Annotated in this window: 14 protein-coding genes; 8 read left to right on the top strand and 6 right to left on the bottom strand. The window is 64.9% G+C overall.

Translation table 11 applies throughout. The annotated features are described in order from the left end of the window. The first annotated feature begins 89 nt into the window (after positions 1-89). The 4 genes from EJA05_RS05470 to EJA05_RS05455 all read left to right on the top strand — a co-directional run bounded on the left by EJA05_RS05470 (position 90) and on the right by EJA05_RS05455 (position 6,014). On the top strand, positions 90-1,847 hold the full coding sequence (locus EJA05_RS05470) for a sensor histidine kinase (RefSeq protein ID WP_125857588.1): 1,758 nt from the start codon (positions 90-92) through the stop codon (positions 1,845-1,847). Beyond that, a complete protein-coding gene (locus EJA05_RS05465; RefSeq protein WP_125857587.1) occupies positions 1,841-3,175 on the top strand; it encodes a sigma-54-dependent transcriptional regulator in 1,335 nt (444 codons plus the stop codon). Before EJA05_RS05470 ends, EJA05_RS05465 begins: the two co-directional genes overlap by 7 nt. Positions 3,176-3,433: 258 nt before the next feature. Beyond that, positions 3,434-4,753, top strand: coding sequence for an MFS transporter (locus EJA05_RS05460; RefSeq protein ID WP_110993756.1), 1,320 nt, complete (start codon positions 3,434-3,436; stop codon positions 4,751-4,753). 124 nt (positions 4,754-4,877) lie between these two features. Then, the gene (locus EJA05_RS05455; RefSeq protein ID WP_125857586.1) at positions 4,878-6,014 is read left to right on the top strand and encodes a Fic family protein; all 1,137 of its coding nucleotides are present in this window, start codon (positions 4,878-4,880) and stop codon (positions 6,012-6,014) included. 16 nt (positions 6,015-6,030) lie between these two features. Here EJA05_RS05455 and EJA05_RS05450 read toward each other — a convergent pair whose 3' ends face one another. Then, the gene (locus EJA05_RS05450) at positions 6,031-6,783 is read right to left on the bottom strand and encodes a COG4705 family protein (RefSeq protein ID WP_125857585.1); all 753 of its coding nucleotides are present in this window, start codon (positions 6,781-6,783) and stop codon (positions 6,031-6,033) included. A 341-nt stretch (positions 6,784-7,124) separates the two neighbouring features. On the opposite strand from EJA05_RS05450, the gene EJA05_RS05445 reads away from it, so the two are divergent. Beyond that, positions 7,125-7,490: a heme utilization protein gene (locus EJA05_RS05445; protein ID WP_125857584.1), complete on the top strand. Its 366-nt coding sequence runs from the start codon at positions 7,125-7,127 to the stop codon at positions 7,488-7,490. Between the two features lie 119 nt (positions 7,491-7,609). Then, positions 7,610-8,215, top strand: coding sequence for a flavin reductase family protein (locus EJA05_RS05440; protein WP_125857583.1), 606 nt, complete (start codon positions 7,610-7,612; stop codon positions 8,213-8,215). Here the strand turns inward: EJA05_RS05440 and EJA05_RS05435 are convergent, their stop codons facing one another. Beyond that, a complete protein-coding gene (locus EJA05_RS05435) occupies positions 8,216-8,449 on the bottom strand; it encodes a hypothetical protein (RefSeq protein ID WP_110993798.1) in 234 nt (77 codons plus the stop codon). It lies immediately after the preceding gene. A 121-nt stretch (positions 8,450-8,570) separates the two neighbouring features. Next, the gene (locus tag EJA05_RS05430; RefSeq protein ID WP_110993751.1) at positions 8,571-8,864 is read right to left on the bottom strand and encodes an antibiotic biosynthesis monooxygenase family protein; all 294 of its coding nucleotides are present in this window, start codon (positions 8,862-8,864) and stop codon (positions 8,571-8,573) included. Between the two features lie 198 nt (positions 8,865-9,062). Here EJA05_RS05430 and EJA05_RS05425 point away from each other — a divergent pair, with 198 nt between their 5' ends. After that, positions 9,063-9,983: an AraC family transcriptional regulator gene (locus tag EJA05_RS05425; protein ID WP_125857582.1), complete on the top strand. Its 921-nt coding sequence runs from the start codon at positions 9,063-9,065 to the stop codon at positions 9,981-9,983. 89 nt (positions 9,984-10,072) lie between these two features. Here the strand turns inward: EJA05_RS05425 and EJA05_RS05420 are convergent, their stop codons facing one another. Then, positions 10,073-11,710 carry a 5-guanidino-2-oxopentanoate decarboxylase gene (locus EJA05_RS05420; RefSeq protein WP_125857581.1) on the bottom strand — a complete coding sequence of 546 codons (1,638 nt, stop codon included), beginning with the start codon at positions 11,708-11,710 and terminating at the stop codon, positions 10,073-10,075. A gap of 112 nt (positions 11,711-11,822) precedes the next feature. On the opposite strand from EJA05_RS05420, the gene EJA05_RS05415 reads away from it, so the two are divergent. Further along, the gene (locus EJA05_RS05415) at positions 11,823-12,698 is read left to right on the top strand and encodes a LysR substrate-binding domain-containing protein (protein ID WP_125857580.1); all 876 of its coding nucleotides are present in this window, start codon (positions 11,823-11,825) and stop codon (positions 12,696-12,698) included. Positions 12,699-12,870: 172 nt separating this feature from the next. Here the strand turns inward: EJA05_RS05415 and EJA05_RS05410 are convergent, their stop codons facing one another. Further along, positions 12,871-13,485 carry an NAD(P)-dependent oxidoreductase gene (locus tag EJA05_RS05410; RefSeq protein ID WP_125857579.1) on the bottom strand — a complete coding sequence of 205 codons (615 nt, stop codon included), beginning with the start codon at positions 13,483-13,485 and terminating at the stop codon, positions 12,871-12,873. 28 nt (positions 13,486-13,513) lie between these two features. Continuing rightward, positions 13,514-14,389 (bottom strand): MBL fold metallo-hydrolase, encoded by an 876-nt coding sequence (locus EJA05_RS05405; protein ID WP_125857578.1) that lies wholly within the window; start codon positions 14,387-14,389, stop codon positions 13,514-13,516. Positions 14,390-14,392: the final 3 nt, after the last annotated feature.

The following is a 14,392-nucleotide window of genomic DNA, read 5'->3' as shown; positions in this document are numbered from 1 at the left end:
ACCCGCTCCCACAGGCTACTCGATACCTGTGGGAGCGGGTTTACCCGCGAAGAGGCCGGACCTGAAAACCTACACCCCGGATCCGCCCCATGCCCTCTTCCTTCCGCGCCCTGCGTCTGGGGCTGATCATCCTGCTGATCCTGGTCGGTACCGGCCTCAGCGCCGGCTGGGCCATGCACCAGGCCAAGCGCGAGGCCATGCGGGCCGACGCGCAGCGGGCCAGCCAACAGCTGGGCCTGTACGCCAACAACCTGCACACCCTGATCGAACGTTACCGCGCCCTGCCTGCGGTACTGGCGCTGGACCCGGAACTGATCGACGCCCTGCGCGGCCCGGTCACCGACCCGGTGCAAAGTGCCCTGAATCACAAGCTCGAGCGCATCAACGGCGCGGCCAATTCCTCCACCCTGGAGCTGCTCGACCGCACTGGCCTGGCCATCGCGGCCAGCAACTGGCGCCTGCCGACCACCTATGTCGGCTCCAACTACGGCTTTCGCCCCTATTTCAAACAGACCCGCAGCCAGGGCAGCGGCCGCTTCTACGCGGTCGGCGTGACCAGCGGCGTGCCGGGCTACTTCCTGGCCAGCGCGGTCAACGACGAACATGGCCGCTTCCTCGGCGCCATGGTGGTCAAGCTGGAGTTCCCCGAGCTTGAACGCGAGTGGCGCCAGGGCAGCGATATCCTGCTGGTCAGCGACGCCCGTGGCATCACCTTCATCGCCAACCAGGACGGCTGGCGCTACCGCGAGCTGCAACCGCTGAGCGGCGCCGACCGCGCCGAACTGGCTGAAACCCGCCAGTACGACAAGCAGCCGCTGGTGCCTTTGCAACACCAGGCCTTGACCCGCTTCGCCGACAACAGCCACCTGACCCGCGTGCAGGGCCCCGACGGCGCCGCCGAATACCTCTGGGAAAGCCTGCCGCTGGAAGCCGAAGGCTGGACCCTGCACCTGCTGCGCAAGCCACAGGTCGCCGAGGATGGCCGCAACGCCGCCCTAGCCGCCGCCGCGATCTGGCTGACCCTGGTGTTCGCCGCGCTGTTCGTCAGCCAGCGCCTGCGCCTGGCCCGCCTGCGCCAGCGCAGCCGCGAAGAGCTCAAGCGCCAGGTCGAGGAGCGCACCCGCGAACTGCGCACCGCCCAGGAAGGCCTGGTGCAATCGGCCAAGCTGGCGGCGCTGGGGCAGATGTCCGCCGCCCTGGCCCACGAAATCAACCAGCCGCTGACCACCCAGCGCATGCAGCTGGAAACCCTGCGGCTGCTGCTTGACCATGGCCGTTACGACCAGGCGCGCCAGGCCCTGGAGCCGCTGGAGCAGATGCTCACGCGCATGGCCGCGCTCACCGGCCACCTGAAGACCTTCGCCCGCAATAGCCCCGGCGGGCTGCGCGAGCGCCTGGACCTGGCCACGGTGGTCGACCAGGCGCTGCACCTGCTCGATGCGCGCATCCACGCCGAAGCGGTGGACGTGGCGCTGTACCTGGCCCGTCCGGCCTGGGTCCGCGGCGATGCGATCCGCCTCGAGCAGGTGCTGATCAACCTGCTGCGCAATGCCCTCGACGCCATGGCCGACAAGCGCTACAAACGCCTGGAGATCCGCATCGAACTCGACGATGGCCAGTGGCGCCTGAGCGTGCTCGACTCAGGTGGCGGCATCGAGCCGGCCGACCTGGCCAAAGTGTTCGACCCATTCTTCACCACCAAGCCGGTGGGTGAAGGGCTGGGCCTGGGCCTAGCGATTTCCTACGGCATCGTGGTCGATGCCGGCGGCTGCCTGCAGGTCGAGAACCTGCCAGGCGGCGCGCGTTTCAGCCTGACGCTACCCCGTGACCTGGAGCCGGTATGTTGAATTCAGTGATCGTCGTCGATGACGAAGCCAGTATCCGCACCGCCGTGGAACAGTGGTTGAGCCTGTCGGGCTTCAGCGTGCAACTGTTCGCCCGTGGCGAAGACTGCCTGGCGCAGCTGCCGCGCAACTTCCCCGGGGTGATCCTCAGCGACGTGCGCATGCCCGGGCTTTCCGGCATGCAACTGCTCGAACGGCTGCAACAGGATGACCCCGACCTGCCGGTGATCCTGCTCACTGGCCACGGTGATGTGCCGATGGCGGTGGAGGCGATGCGCAACGGCGCCTACGACTTCCTGGAAAAACCCTTCACCCCGCAGCACCTGCTGGGCAGCCTCGGCCGCGCCCTGGAAAAGCGCCGGTTGGTACTGGAGAACCGTCGCCTGCATGAGCAGGCCGACCTCAAGGCGCAGCTCGAAACCAGCCTGCTCGGCATGTCCCAGGGGCTGCAACAGTTGCGCCGGCAGGTGCTGGACCTGGCCAGCCTGCCGGTGAACGTGCTGATCCGTGGCGAGACCGGCAGCGGCAAGGAGCGGGTGGCGCGCTGCCTGCACGATTTTGGCCCGCGCGCAGACAAACCCTTTGTCGCGCTCAATTGCGCGGCGATCCCCGAAACCCTGTTCGAGGCCGAGCTGTTCGGCCATGAGAGCGGCGCGTTCACCGGCGCCCAGGGCAAACGCATCGGCAAGCTGGAGTACGCCAACGGCGGCACCGTGTTCCTCGACGAAATCGAAAGCATGCCGTTGGCCCAGCAAGCCAAGCTGCTGCGGGTGATCCAGGAACAGAAGCTCGAGCGCCTGGGGGCCAACCAGAGCATCGCCGTCGATCTGCGCATCATTGCCGCGACCAAGCCGGACCTGCTGGAAGAGGCCCGTGCCGGGCGCTTTCGCGAAGACCTGGCGTACCGCCTCAACGTTGCCGAGCTGCGCCTGGCACCGCTGCGCGAGCGGCGTGAAGACATCCCGCTGCTATTCGAACACTTCGCCCGCACGGCCGCCGAACGCCTGGGCCGCCATGCCCCACCGGTCAGTGGCGGGCGATTGGCGCAACTGCTGGCCCACGACTGGCCGGGCAATGTGCGTGAGCTGGCCAATGCTGCCGAGCGTCATGCCCTGGGGCTGGATTCGCCGAACCTTGAGAGCCTGCCAGGCGGGCAGTCGCTGGGCGAACAGATGGAGGCCTTCGAAGCCCAATGCCTGCGCGCTGCGCTGCGCCAGCACAAGGGCGAGATCAAAGGGGTGATGGAGGCGTTGCAGCTGCCACGGCGTACGCTGAACGAGAAGATGCAGCGGCATGGGCTGGTGCGTGAGGACTTTCTCGGCAGCGAATGAGCGGATTTCCGCCTACCATTTCGCGCCGATGAGCGAAAAACCGCTCATTCCATAAGTTTGTTGCGGCCCTATCGCGGGGCAAGCCCGCTCCCACAGTGATCGCTATAACGCAGGTGATACATGGCCTGCGTAGGAGCGGGCTTGCCCCGCGATGCCCCCAAATGGATCACCCCGCCCCCATTTGGCACAGCTCCTGCAAAACCCTTCCCAAGCTGCGCCCCGAGCGCGCTCCACAAAAACAACGAGAAGGTATCCCTGATGGATAACGCCAGCACCCTGCCCAGCGGGGCCGCCGCCGCGCCCGCCGCGGAAAAAACCACCGCCAGCCGCCTCAAATCGATCTTCAGTGGCTCCATCGGCAACATGGTCGAATGGTACGACTGGTACGTCTACGCCGCGTTCTCGCTCTACTTCGCCAAAGCGTTCTTCCCCGCCGGCGACACCACCGCACAACTGCTCAATACCGCTGCGATCTTCGCCGTGGGCTTCCTGATGCGCCCGATCGGTGGCTGGCTGATGGGCCTCTACGCCGACCGCAAAGGCCGCAAGGCCGCGCTGATGGCCTCGGTGCTGCTGATGTGCGCCGGCTCCCTGGTCATTGCCCTCACCCCTGGCTACGAGACCATCGGCGTTGCCGCACCGGTCCTGCTGGTGGTCGCGCGCCTGATGCAAGGCCTGTCGGTGGGCGGTGAGTACGGCACCTCGGCCACCTACCTGAGCGAGATGGCCAGCAAGGAACGCCGTGGCTTCTTCTCCAGCTTCCAATACGTGACCCTGATTTCCGGCCAGCTCATCGCCCTGGCGGTGCTGATCATCCTGCAGCAGACCCTCACCACCGAGCAGCTGTATGCCTGGGGCTGGCGTGTACCCTTCGTGATCGGCGCGCTGTGCGCGGTGGTTGCCCTGTACCTGCGCCGTGGCATGGAAGAAACCGCCTCCTTCACCAAGAAAGAGAAGTCCAAAGAGAGCCTGATGCGCACCCTGATGCGCCACCCCAAAGAGCTGATGACCGTGGTCGGCCTGACCATGGGCGGCACCCTGGCCTTCTACACCTACACCACCTACATGCAGAAGTACCTGGTCAACACCGTGGGCATGAGCATCAGCGACTCGACCACCATCTCGGCGGCCACGCTGTTCCTGTTCATGTGCCTGCAGCCGATCATCGGCGGGCTGTCCGACAAGATCGGCCGTCGCCCGATCCTGATCGCCTTCGGCGTGCTCGGCACCCTGTTCACCGTACCGATCCTCAGCACCCTGCACACCGTGCAGACCTGGTGGGGCGCGTTCTTCCTGATCATGGCTGCGCTGATCATCGTCAGCGGCTACACCTCGATCAACGCCGTGGTCAAAGCCGAGCTGTTCCCCACCGAAATCCGCGCCCTGGGCGTTGGCCTGCCGTACGCGCTGACCGTATCGATCTTCGGCGGTACTGCCGAGTACGTGGCCCTGTGGTTCAAGAGCAACGGCATGGAAACCGGCTTCTACTGGTACGTCACCGGCTGCATCGCCTGCTCGCTGCTGGTATACGCAACCATGAAAGACACCAAGCAGCATTCGCGGATCACCACCGACTGATTGGCTGCACGGCAATGAACAAGGGGCGCTCCGGCTGACGGGGCGCCCCTTTTTATTGGCTGTGAGCCGAATAGCAGCGTTATTCGGCTCACCAAATGAGCCGAATAACGCTATTATTCGGCTCATGGACACCACAACGCCTCTCTGGATCTGGCAGCAGCCGGACTGGCCAGCCTTTCGCTGGGACAATCAACAGCTCACGACACTGCTGCGCCACTGCGTCGAAACGCAGGGGCAACTGTTGGGCAGAGCCGGTGCCGTCACTGCAATGGAAGCCAGCAGCGACATCCTCGATACCTTGCTGCAGAACATCGTCACTTCATCGGCCATCGAAGGTGAACATCTCAATGTCGAGTCTGTACGTTCTTCCCTGGCGCGGCGCCTGGGCATTGATGAGCCCGGGCCGACCAGCGCCCGCAGCGAAGGCCTGGCCGAGCTGATGCTCGACGCCACCGCAGGTTACGACCGCCCGCTCGACCCGCAGCGGCTGTTCACCTGGCACCGGTGGTTGTTCCCCGATAACACTGGTGGGCTCACCACTGCCCTGCCCGTGGGCGTACTGCGCGATGAGGCCCCCATGCAGGTGATATCCGGGCGCATCGACAAACCCAGGGTACATTTCCAAGCGCCGCCTCGCGCGGGCCTGGAAGTTCAGTTGCAGGCATTTCTCGACTGGTTCGAAACCAGCCGCAATGAACACCAGCTCGATCCGCTGCTGCGAGCAGGCATAGCCCATTTCTGGTTCGTTACCCTGCACCCATTCGCCGACGGCAACGGCCGCCTTACTCGGGCACTGACCGACCTGGCCTTGGCGCAAGGCGAACAGCAAGCCATTCGTTTCTACGCCATGTCTGCCAGCATCCTGGACGATCGTGCTGGCTACTACGCCGTGCTGGAACGCTGCCAGAAAGGCAGCCTGGACATTACCGAATGGCTGCACTGGTTTCTCGTCACGCTGCTGCGAAGCCTGGAACAGGCACTGCTGCGCATCGACCGGGTACTGATCAAGGCACGCTTCTGGCAGGCGCACCGGGGCGACGGCCTGTCGCCGGAGCAGATCAAAGTACTCAACCGTCTGCTCGATGGCGGTCCCAGCGGTTTCGAAGAAGGCATCAGCGCCAGCCAGTACCAGGCAGTGGCCAAGGTTTCCAAGGCCACCGCCACACGCCATCTGGCCGATCTGCTGGACAATGGCTGCCTGACTCGCCTGCCGGGTGGAGGACGCAGCACCCGCTACACCGTCAAAACGCAAGGCATCTGAGTCAGGCAGCCCAGGCTCAGGAGCGCTCCAGCACCGGCAACGGCTCACGACGCTGGTAGTAGGTGGCCGCCAGCACCAGTACCAGCAGCACCCCGCCCAGCACCATCGACGAACCCACGGTACCGAAGTCCAGGCCGCCCTTCTCGTGGGTCTTGGTCAGCACGTCGCCCAGGGTCGCACCGAATGGGCGAGTGAGCACGAAGGCGATCCAGAACAGCACCACGCCGGAGATCTTGGTCCAGTAGCGGGCAGCCGCCACCACGGCGATTGCCGAGCCGATCAGCAGCGCACCGCCGGCGAAGCCCAGGCCCGAATCGTCGGCCAGGTAGTCGCCCAGCGCCGTGCCGAGGGTGTTGGAGAACAGGATCGCCACCCAGTAGAACAGCTCGCCGCTGCGGTTCTTGATACGGGTGACATCCAGCGGGTTGCCGCTCAGACGCCACACCGCGAAGGTCAGCAGCAGGATGCCGATCAGCAGCGCCGAGCCTGTTGCATAACCCAGCCCCAGGGTGCGGTCCATGAAGTCGGACATGGTGGTGCCGGCAGTGCTGGTGGAGAGGATCACCAGCCAATAGAGCATCGGGTTGTAGCGGCGCGAGTAGAGCTGGGTAACCAGGGTCAGCAGAAACACGCTGATCAGCAACAGCGAGCTCATCGCATAACCAATGTTCAGGGTCATGGACAGCAGGTCGCCCGCCGTCTCGCCGAGTGTGGTAGCGCAGATCTTCATGACCCAGAAGGCCAGGGTGATTTGCGGGAGTTTGTTCATCGTTGTGCCGCTCCAGTTTTTAAGTGCGGCGATGGTGAAGAGCGCTGTCTGAAAAAACGGTTGGAGTTGTATGAAAAAAGCGTTGGTCGCGTACGACGAACGCTCGTGAGCTGTTAATTCGGCATTAATTCCCACCCGCCATGCTTGGCCAACTGAAAAAGCCGCATCGCTCCCATGGCCTGACAAGGCCAGGTACTGCTTTCGGCGAGGGGCAGCCACGCCCATAACAATCGGCTTAATCGATTATTTAGCGTTATTTTTTGCGCTTTTTAATCAATTTAATCGGCGTAGCATTGAACCCATAGAAACAAACAACCCACTGATCCACCGGAGCAACGACCATGAAAAACAAACTGATCCTCGCCCTGACCCTCTCGGTTCTGACCACTGGCGCTTTCGCCGAAGACGGTTTCGACCGTACCAGTGCCCACATCTTCGCCGCCGTCCAGAGCCAGTCGAACAGCTACGCAGAAGATGGTTCTGATCGCACCGGTGGCCAACGCTTCGCTGAAGACGGCTTTGACCGCACCAATGGCCAACGCTTCGCCGAAGACGGCTTCGACCGCACCAACGGCCAACGCTTCGCCGAAGACGGCTTCGACCGCACCAACGGCCAACGCTTCGCCGAAGACGGCTTCGACCGCACCAACGGCCAACGCTTCGCCGAAAACGGCTTCGACCGCACCAACGCCCACCGCTTCAGCTGATCGCTGACAGCGTGCAACCAGCCCGGCTTCGGCCGGGCTTGATCATTTCCAGCCAGGCAAAGCCTTGGCACACTAGGCGCCTCGTTCCCAACCAGGAAGGGCCTCGCGGCCTAGCGCAGATGTACTACTACGAACCCGCCAAAGGCCACGGCCTGCCCCACGACCCGTTCAACGCCATCGTCGGCCCCCGGCCCATCGGCTGGATCTCCAGCCACGACCGCGAAGGCCGCCTTAACCTGGCGCCCTACAGTTTCTTCAACGCCTTCAACTACATCCCGCCGATCATCGGTTTCTGCAGCGTCGGGCGCAAAGACAGCCTGAACAACATCGAGCAGACCGGCGAGTTCGTCTGGAACCTGGCCACCCGGCCATTGGCCGATCAAATGAACCAGAGCTGCGCCGCCGTGGCGGCGGAGGTCGACGAGTTCGTCCTCAGCCGCCTTACGCCAGCTGCCTCGAAGGTGGTCAAGGTGCCACGGGTGGGCGAGAGCCCGGTGAGTTTCGAATGCAAGGTGAGCCAGATCGTCCAGCTCAAGCGGGCCGACCAGGAAATGGTGCCCAGTTGGCTGATTCTTGGCGAAGTGGTGGCCGTGCACATTGCCGAACACCTGCTCAAGGATGGCATCTACGACACCGCTGCCGCCGAACCGATCCTGCGTGGCGGCGGCCCGGCGGATTACTTCGCATTGGGCGAGCTGTTCAAGATGAGCCGCCCGCAGGTCTGATCAGAAGATCAGCTCGCCTTCCTCACCCACGCCCTGCAGGCGTTCGAGTTCGGCGCAGGCCGCCGCGTCGGCGGCGATGGCGGAGGTGAACACCTGGCCCTCGAGGACCTTGTGGAAGCGCGGCGCACCGCCCATGTTCAGGGCCTTCACGGCAATCGCCGCGTTGTAGCCGCCGCCTTCCACCGGGACCATCGCCGAAACCGCTTCGAAGTGAGGGAATTCTTTACGTGCCATGCTGCTCTGCGCCTGTGTGATCGAGGGGCGGCATTGTACACCTGACAGGGTTGCCTGTTCCGGCCCCATCGCCGGCAAGCCGGCTCCCACATGCGGCCTTACCGGCGACAGGGCCGCAAGATCAGGCAAAGGTATGCAGGTCCAGGCTGCTGACCACTTGCGCCTGCACCAGCTCACCGAACACGTTCAGCGTCGGCGAAGCGAAATAGCCACTCATCGCCTGCTGGTCGCACCAGCTGCCGCTGAGCAGCCACAGGTCGGCATCGACTTGCGAGCGTTGCACACTGAACGCCAGGCAACCCGGCGCGCGCCGCGTAGGCTCGAGCAAGTCGCGCAGGCGTACGCCGAGTTCCGCGGAACGACCGTTGCTGGCGCGGATGAACGCCAAATGAGTGACCGGTTGCTGAAGGGTCATGAACGATCTCCTTGAAGCCAGGGGCGAGAAACAGGCTGCCAAGGTTAGGGGCCACCCCTCGCGCGACGTTAGGCCATTACTGCCGGCCGATTGCCTGATCCTGCAGCGCTGCAGGATCAGGCAATCGATCTGCAGCATCCGACTAGCGCCCGGCATTGCCCAAACCTATGCTGCGTCGGTCAGCAGAGGAAACCCGCCATGACCACTCCCCCGCCCCTTGAACCCTCCCTGGAACAGCAGCGCCAGGAGCTGGCCGGGCTGATCCTGCGCCATGCCGGTGAACCCTATGGCCCGGCCTCGCCCATCGATGACCTCTACCTCACCTGCTACCGCGAGGATATTCGCGGCATGCCCGCCCTGGCCCAGCCGGCCCTGTGCGTCCTGGCCCAGGGCAGCAAGACCCTGATCCTGGGCGATGAGCACTATGCCTACGACCCACTGAACTACATGGTGGTGTCGGTGACCCTGCCGATCAGCGGCGCGCTGCTCAAGGCCAGCCCGGAACACCCGGCCCTCGGCCTGCGGCTGGACATCGACCCGGCGCAGATCAGCCAGCTGATCGCCGAAAGCAGCCCGATGGTGGTGCCCAACCTGCCTTCCGGCCGCGGCCTGTTCGTCGAAAAAAGCGACCCGCAGCTGCTGGATGCCCTGCTGCGCCTGATCCGCCTGCTGGATACGCCGCGCGATATCCCGATCCTCGCGCCGCTGATCCGCCGCGAGATTCTCTACCGCCTGCTGCGCGGGCCGCAGGGCCACCGCCTGTACGAGATCGCCCTGTCCAACAGCCAGACCCACCGGGTGTGCCAGGCAATCAGCTGGCTCAACCAGCATTACCAGCAACCGCTGCGCATCGAAGACCTGGCGCGCGAAGTGAACCTCTGCACCTCGACCCTGCACCACCGCTTCAAGGCGGTGACTTCGATGAGCCCGTTGCAGTACCAGAAGCAGTTGCGCCTGCAAGAGGCGCGGCGGCTGATGCTCAATGACGGGCTGGAAGCGGCGGTGGCGGGGTATCGGGTGGGGTATGAGAGCCCGTCGCAGTTCAGCCGTGAATACAGCCGGCTGTATGGCGCGCCGCCGATCAGAGATGTGGCGCGGTTGCGTGCCAGCGCTGGCTGAGTGAATCCATCGCGGGGCAAGCCCGCTCCCACGATCTGGTGCTTTCCGAATCGTGGGAGCGGGCTTGCCCCGCGATGGCTCTCAACGGCTTATCCCACCACTGCAGCCTGCCACTGCGCCTGATCCACCTGGATCAGCGTCGGCCCCCGGCGCTCCACCGCCCGACCCAGCGCCGCCTGCAGCTGCGCGACATCACCCACGTTCTCTGCCTCAGCCCCCAACGCCCGCGCCACACCGACGAAGTCAGGGGTGTGGATATCCACGCCCACGGGCTCGATATCCCGGTTGACCATGTACTTCTTGATTTCCTCATACCCCTGGTTGTTCCACAGCAGCACGATCAGCGGCACCTGCGCTTCCACCGCGCTGGCCAGTTCCGGCAGGGTGAACTGCAGGCCGCCGTCACCGATCAGGCACACCGCCGGTGCTCGCCGAGCGGGCACTTCGGCACTGCCCAGCCAGGCGCCCATGGCGGCAGGCAAGGCATAGCCGAGGGTGCCGTAGCCGGTCGACGCATTGAACCAGCGGCGTGGCTGAGCCATGTCCAGGGTCAGGTTGCCGGTGTACACCGGCTGGGTCGAATCACCGACCAGGATGGCATTGGGCAAGGTTTCCAGGATGCCGGTCAGCAGGCGCGTCTGGCTCAGTGTCACTGGGTCCCAGGTCGCCGCATTGTCCTGGCGCAGACGCGCGGCACGCGCGGCGCCCCACTCGCTGTCGCGGGGTGGCTGCGGTTGCGCTTGCAGGGCAGCGAGCAGCGCCTCGGCGGCCTGCTCGGCATCGGCCACCAGCGCCAGCTCGGGCAGGTAGTTACGCACGGTCTGGTCCGGGTCGATATCGATGCGCAGCAGGCTGCCGGGGATCTCAAAGCCGCCCTTGAAGGTCACGTCGTAATCGGTCTCAGCCAGCTCGGTGCCGATGGCCAGCACCACATCGGCCTCGGCGACCAGCGCGCGGGTAGCCGGCAGCGTCTGGGTCGAACCGATCTGCAATGGGTGGTTCGCCGGCAGCAGCCCCTTGGCATTGATGGTCAGCGCCACTGGCGCCTGCAAGTGCTCGGCCAGACGGGCCAGCGCCGCGCCGGCGGCCAACGCACCACCGCCGGCGAGAATCAGTGGCCGACGCGCCTTGGCCAGGCGCTCGGCCATCTGCCGCACCGCCTGCGGCGCAGCGCCCGCGCGGCTGGTGCGCACGGGGCGTGCCGCCAGCAGGTGATCGGCAGGCTCGACCAGCACGTCCAACGGAATCTCGATATGCACCGGGCGTGGCCGCGCGCCATCGAACACGGCAAAGGCCCGGGCCAACACCTGGGGCAGGTCATCGGCGCTCATCAGCGTTTGCGAGAAGGCTGCCACGCCGGCGACCAGGGCGGACTGGTTGGGCAGCTCATGCAACTTGCCGCGCCCACCGCCGAGCTGGCTGCGCGACTGCACGCTGGAGATCACCAGCATCGGGATCGAGTCGGCATAGGCCTGGCCCATGGCGGTGGTGATATTGGTCATGCCTGGGCCGGTGATGATGAAGCACACCCCCGGTTTGCCGCGTGTGCGCGAGTAGCCGTCGGCCATGAACCCGGCGCCTTGCTCGTGGCGCGGGGTGATGTGGCGGATAGATGACGCCGCCAGGCCACGGTACAGCTCCACGGTATGCACACCGGGAATACCGAAGACATGGTCAACGCCATAATCTTCGAGGAGTTTGACCAACACTTCGCCGCAGGTTGCCATGATCGAATACCCGAATCTTGTTGAAATCGGTGTTCATGGAACCAATCTGCGGCTACCGCCACAATGCAAAAAAACACATACTAGCCATGACTTCACATCATGGCTTACCACGATGAAACGGCTACCGCCCCTGCCCGCCCTGCATACCTTCCTGGTTACCGCCCAGCACTGCAACTTCACCCGCGCCGCGCAGCAACTGCACATCACCCAGGGTGCGGTCAGCAGGCAGGTCGCCGGGCTCGAGGAGCACCTGGGCTACCCGTTGTTCCAGCGCCAGGCGCGTGGCCTGGCACTGACCCGCGAAGGGCAGGACTGGCTGCCGCGGGTGCAACAGATCTTCGCCCTGGTCGAGCAAGGCGTGCGCGAGGTGGGCGGGCGCAGCAGCACGTTGCAGCTCAAGGCGCCAACCTGCGTGATGCGCTGGCTGTTGCCACGCCTGATGGAGTGGCAGGCCTTGCGCCCGGACGTGCCGGTGGAGCTGACCACCACGGTGCAGCACGGGGTGGACTTCCGCCATGAAGGTTTCGATGCCGCCGTGGTGTATGGCGCCGTGCCGAACCATGGGCTGCAGGTGCGCAAACTGTTCGATGAACAACTCACGCCGGTCTGCGCGCCCTCGCTGCTGAACGGGCCATTGCCGTTGCAGCAGTTGCAGGACCTGTCGCGGCACATGCTGCTGCACCCCTCGCGGGACGAACATGACTGGCGGTTGTGGTTGCAGGCGGCGGGAGCCGGGTTCGAGCCGCAAGGGCCGAAGCAGCACTTCGAGACCCTGGACATGGCGATGGCCATGGCTTCGCAGGGCACGGGGATCGCCATCGGCGATTGGGCGCTGATCGGCGATGACCTGCGCAGCGGGCGGCTGTGCATGCCGTTCGGGCTGAAGGTGACGACCGGGAAAGGGTATTACCTGGTGAGCCCGTCGAAGACCATGGCGGCGGGGTTGGTCGAATTGATGGAGTGGCTGCAGGAGCGTGCCAGGCACTAGAACACCAGGGGCGCGTTGCGCCCCCGCTGCCACGAGTAGGAACATGAGCCTTGTGCTGCTTGCTCTGACCTCATCGCCGGCAAGCCGGCTCCCACATGGATCGTGTGCCTCTCAAGGCCGGCACTGTACCTGTGGGAGCCGGCTTGCCGGCGATAGGGCCAATACAGGCGACTCAGTAACCGACGGTGAACCGCGTCTTCGAGTGCGCCGGCTTCTCCAGCTCATCGATCATCGCGATCGCATAGTCGGCAAAGGTGATCCAGCTCTTGCCCTCGGCACCGATCAACAGGTGATCCTTGCCCAGTTTGTAGTGCCCGCTGCGCTCCCCCTCGACGAACTCCGCCGACGGCGACAGGAAGGTCCAGTCCAGTGCCGATTCCTGGCGCAAGGCATCGAGGAAGCGCACGCCGCCATTGGCCTCAGCCTTGTAGGCCTCGGGGAAATCCGGGCTGTCGATCACCCGCTGCCCGGACGGCAGCAGCAGGCTACCGGCACCGCCCACCACCAGCAAGCGCTTCACGCCGGCGCGCTTGACCGGCTCGATGACGGCCTGGGGTTCAAGGGTGGAGAAATGCGCGGCGCTCAGCACCGCGTCGCAGCCGCTGATCGCCGCCTGCAGGGCAGCGCTGTCCTTGGCGTCCAACGCCTTGACGGTGACGCCTTCCCGGCCTTGCAGCTTCGATGGATCACGGGCGATGGCGACCACGCTGTGGCCACGGCGCAGGGCTTCTTCTAGCAGTTGGCTGCCGGCACGCCCGGTGGCGCCGATGATTGCGATCTTGCTCATGGGAAACACTCCAACAGGTTGAATGGGATTACCACTTCATCTCGCCCTTGGCGACCTTGGCCCCTAGTTCCAGGGAGCTTTCGTCGGCCAGGTTCGGGTAGCGCTTTTTCATCGCCGCGATCAGTGCGTCGGCGTTGCCGGCCTTGGCGGTTTCGGTATCGAAGTCACGAATGTAGTTGGCGGTGAAGCGCACGGCCTCCAGCGAACGGCTGCTGTCGCCCAGGTAGTGCCCGGGGACCACGGTACGCGGCGCCAGTTGCTCGATCCTGGCCAGGGTCCCCAGCCAGTCGGCGTGGGATTGCGCGGTCTGGGTGTCGGCCATCCACACATGGATGTGCTCGGACACCACCACACCCCCCACCACGGCCTTGATCGACGGGATCCAGACGAAGCTGCGGTCCGGCTGCGGGCCGTCCAGGCCAACGACTTCCAGTGCCTGGCCTTCAAGCTTCAGCTGATTGCCGTCGAGCACTTGTGGCACGACCAGCTTGGCCGGTTTGTCGGCGCCCATTTGCGGGCCCCAGTAGGCGAGCTTGGCATCCATGGTTTTGCGGATATGGGCAACCGTGGCGGCCGACGCGACCACTCGGGCCTTGGGGAACGCCTGGGTGAGCGTGTCCAGGCCGAAGTAGTAGTCCGGGTCGCCGTGGCTGATATAGATGGTGGTCAGCTGCTTGCCGCTCTTGCGCAGGCGCTCGACCACCTGCTCGGCCTGGCTCTTGCCGAATTGCGCATCGACCAGGATCGCGTCGTGTTCGCCACTGACGATCACCGAACTGACTGGGAAGATGGCGTCGTGGCCAGGGTTGTAGACATCGAGCTTGAGCGGTTCGCCAGCCATGGCCTGGCCAGCGAGGGTGACGCAGGCCAGCAGCAGGCCGCGCAGGGGCGTGAACAGTGACATCGT

The sequence above is a fragment of the Pseudomonas oryziphila genome, assembly GCF_003940825.1.
Lineage (GTDB): Bacteria > Pseudomonadota > Gammaproteobacteria > Pseudomonadales > Pseudomonadaceae > Aquipseudomonas > Aquipseudomonas sichuanensis.
Note: the sequence above shows the minus strand (reverse complement) of the source record. Positions and strands in the feature narration are given on the sequence as shown.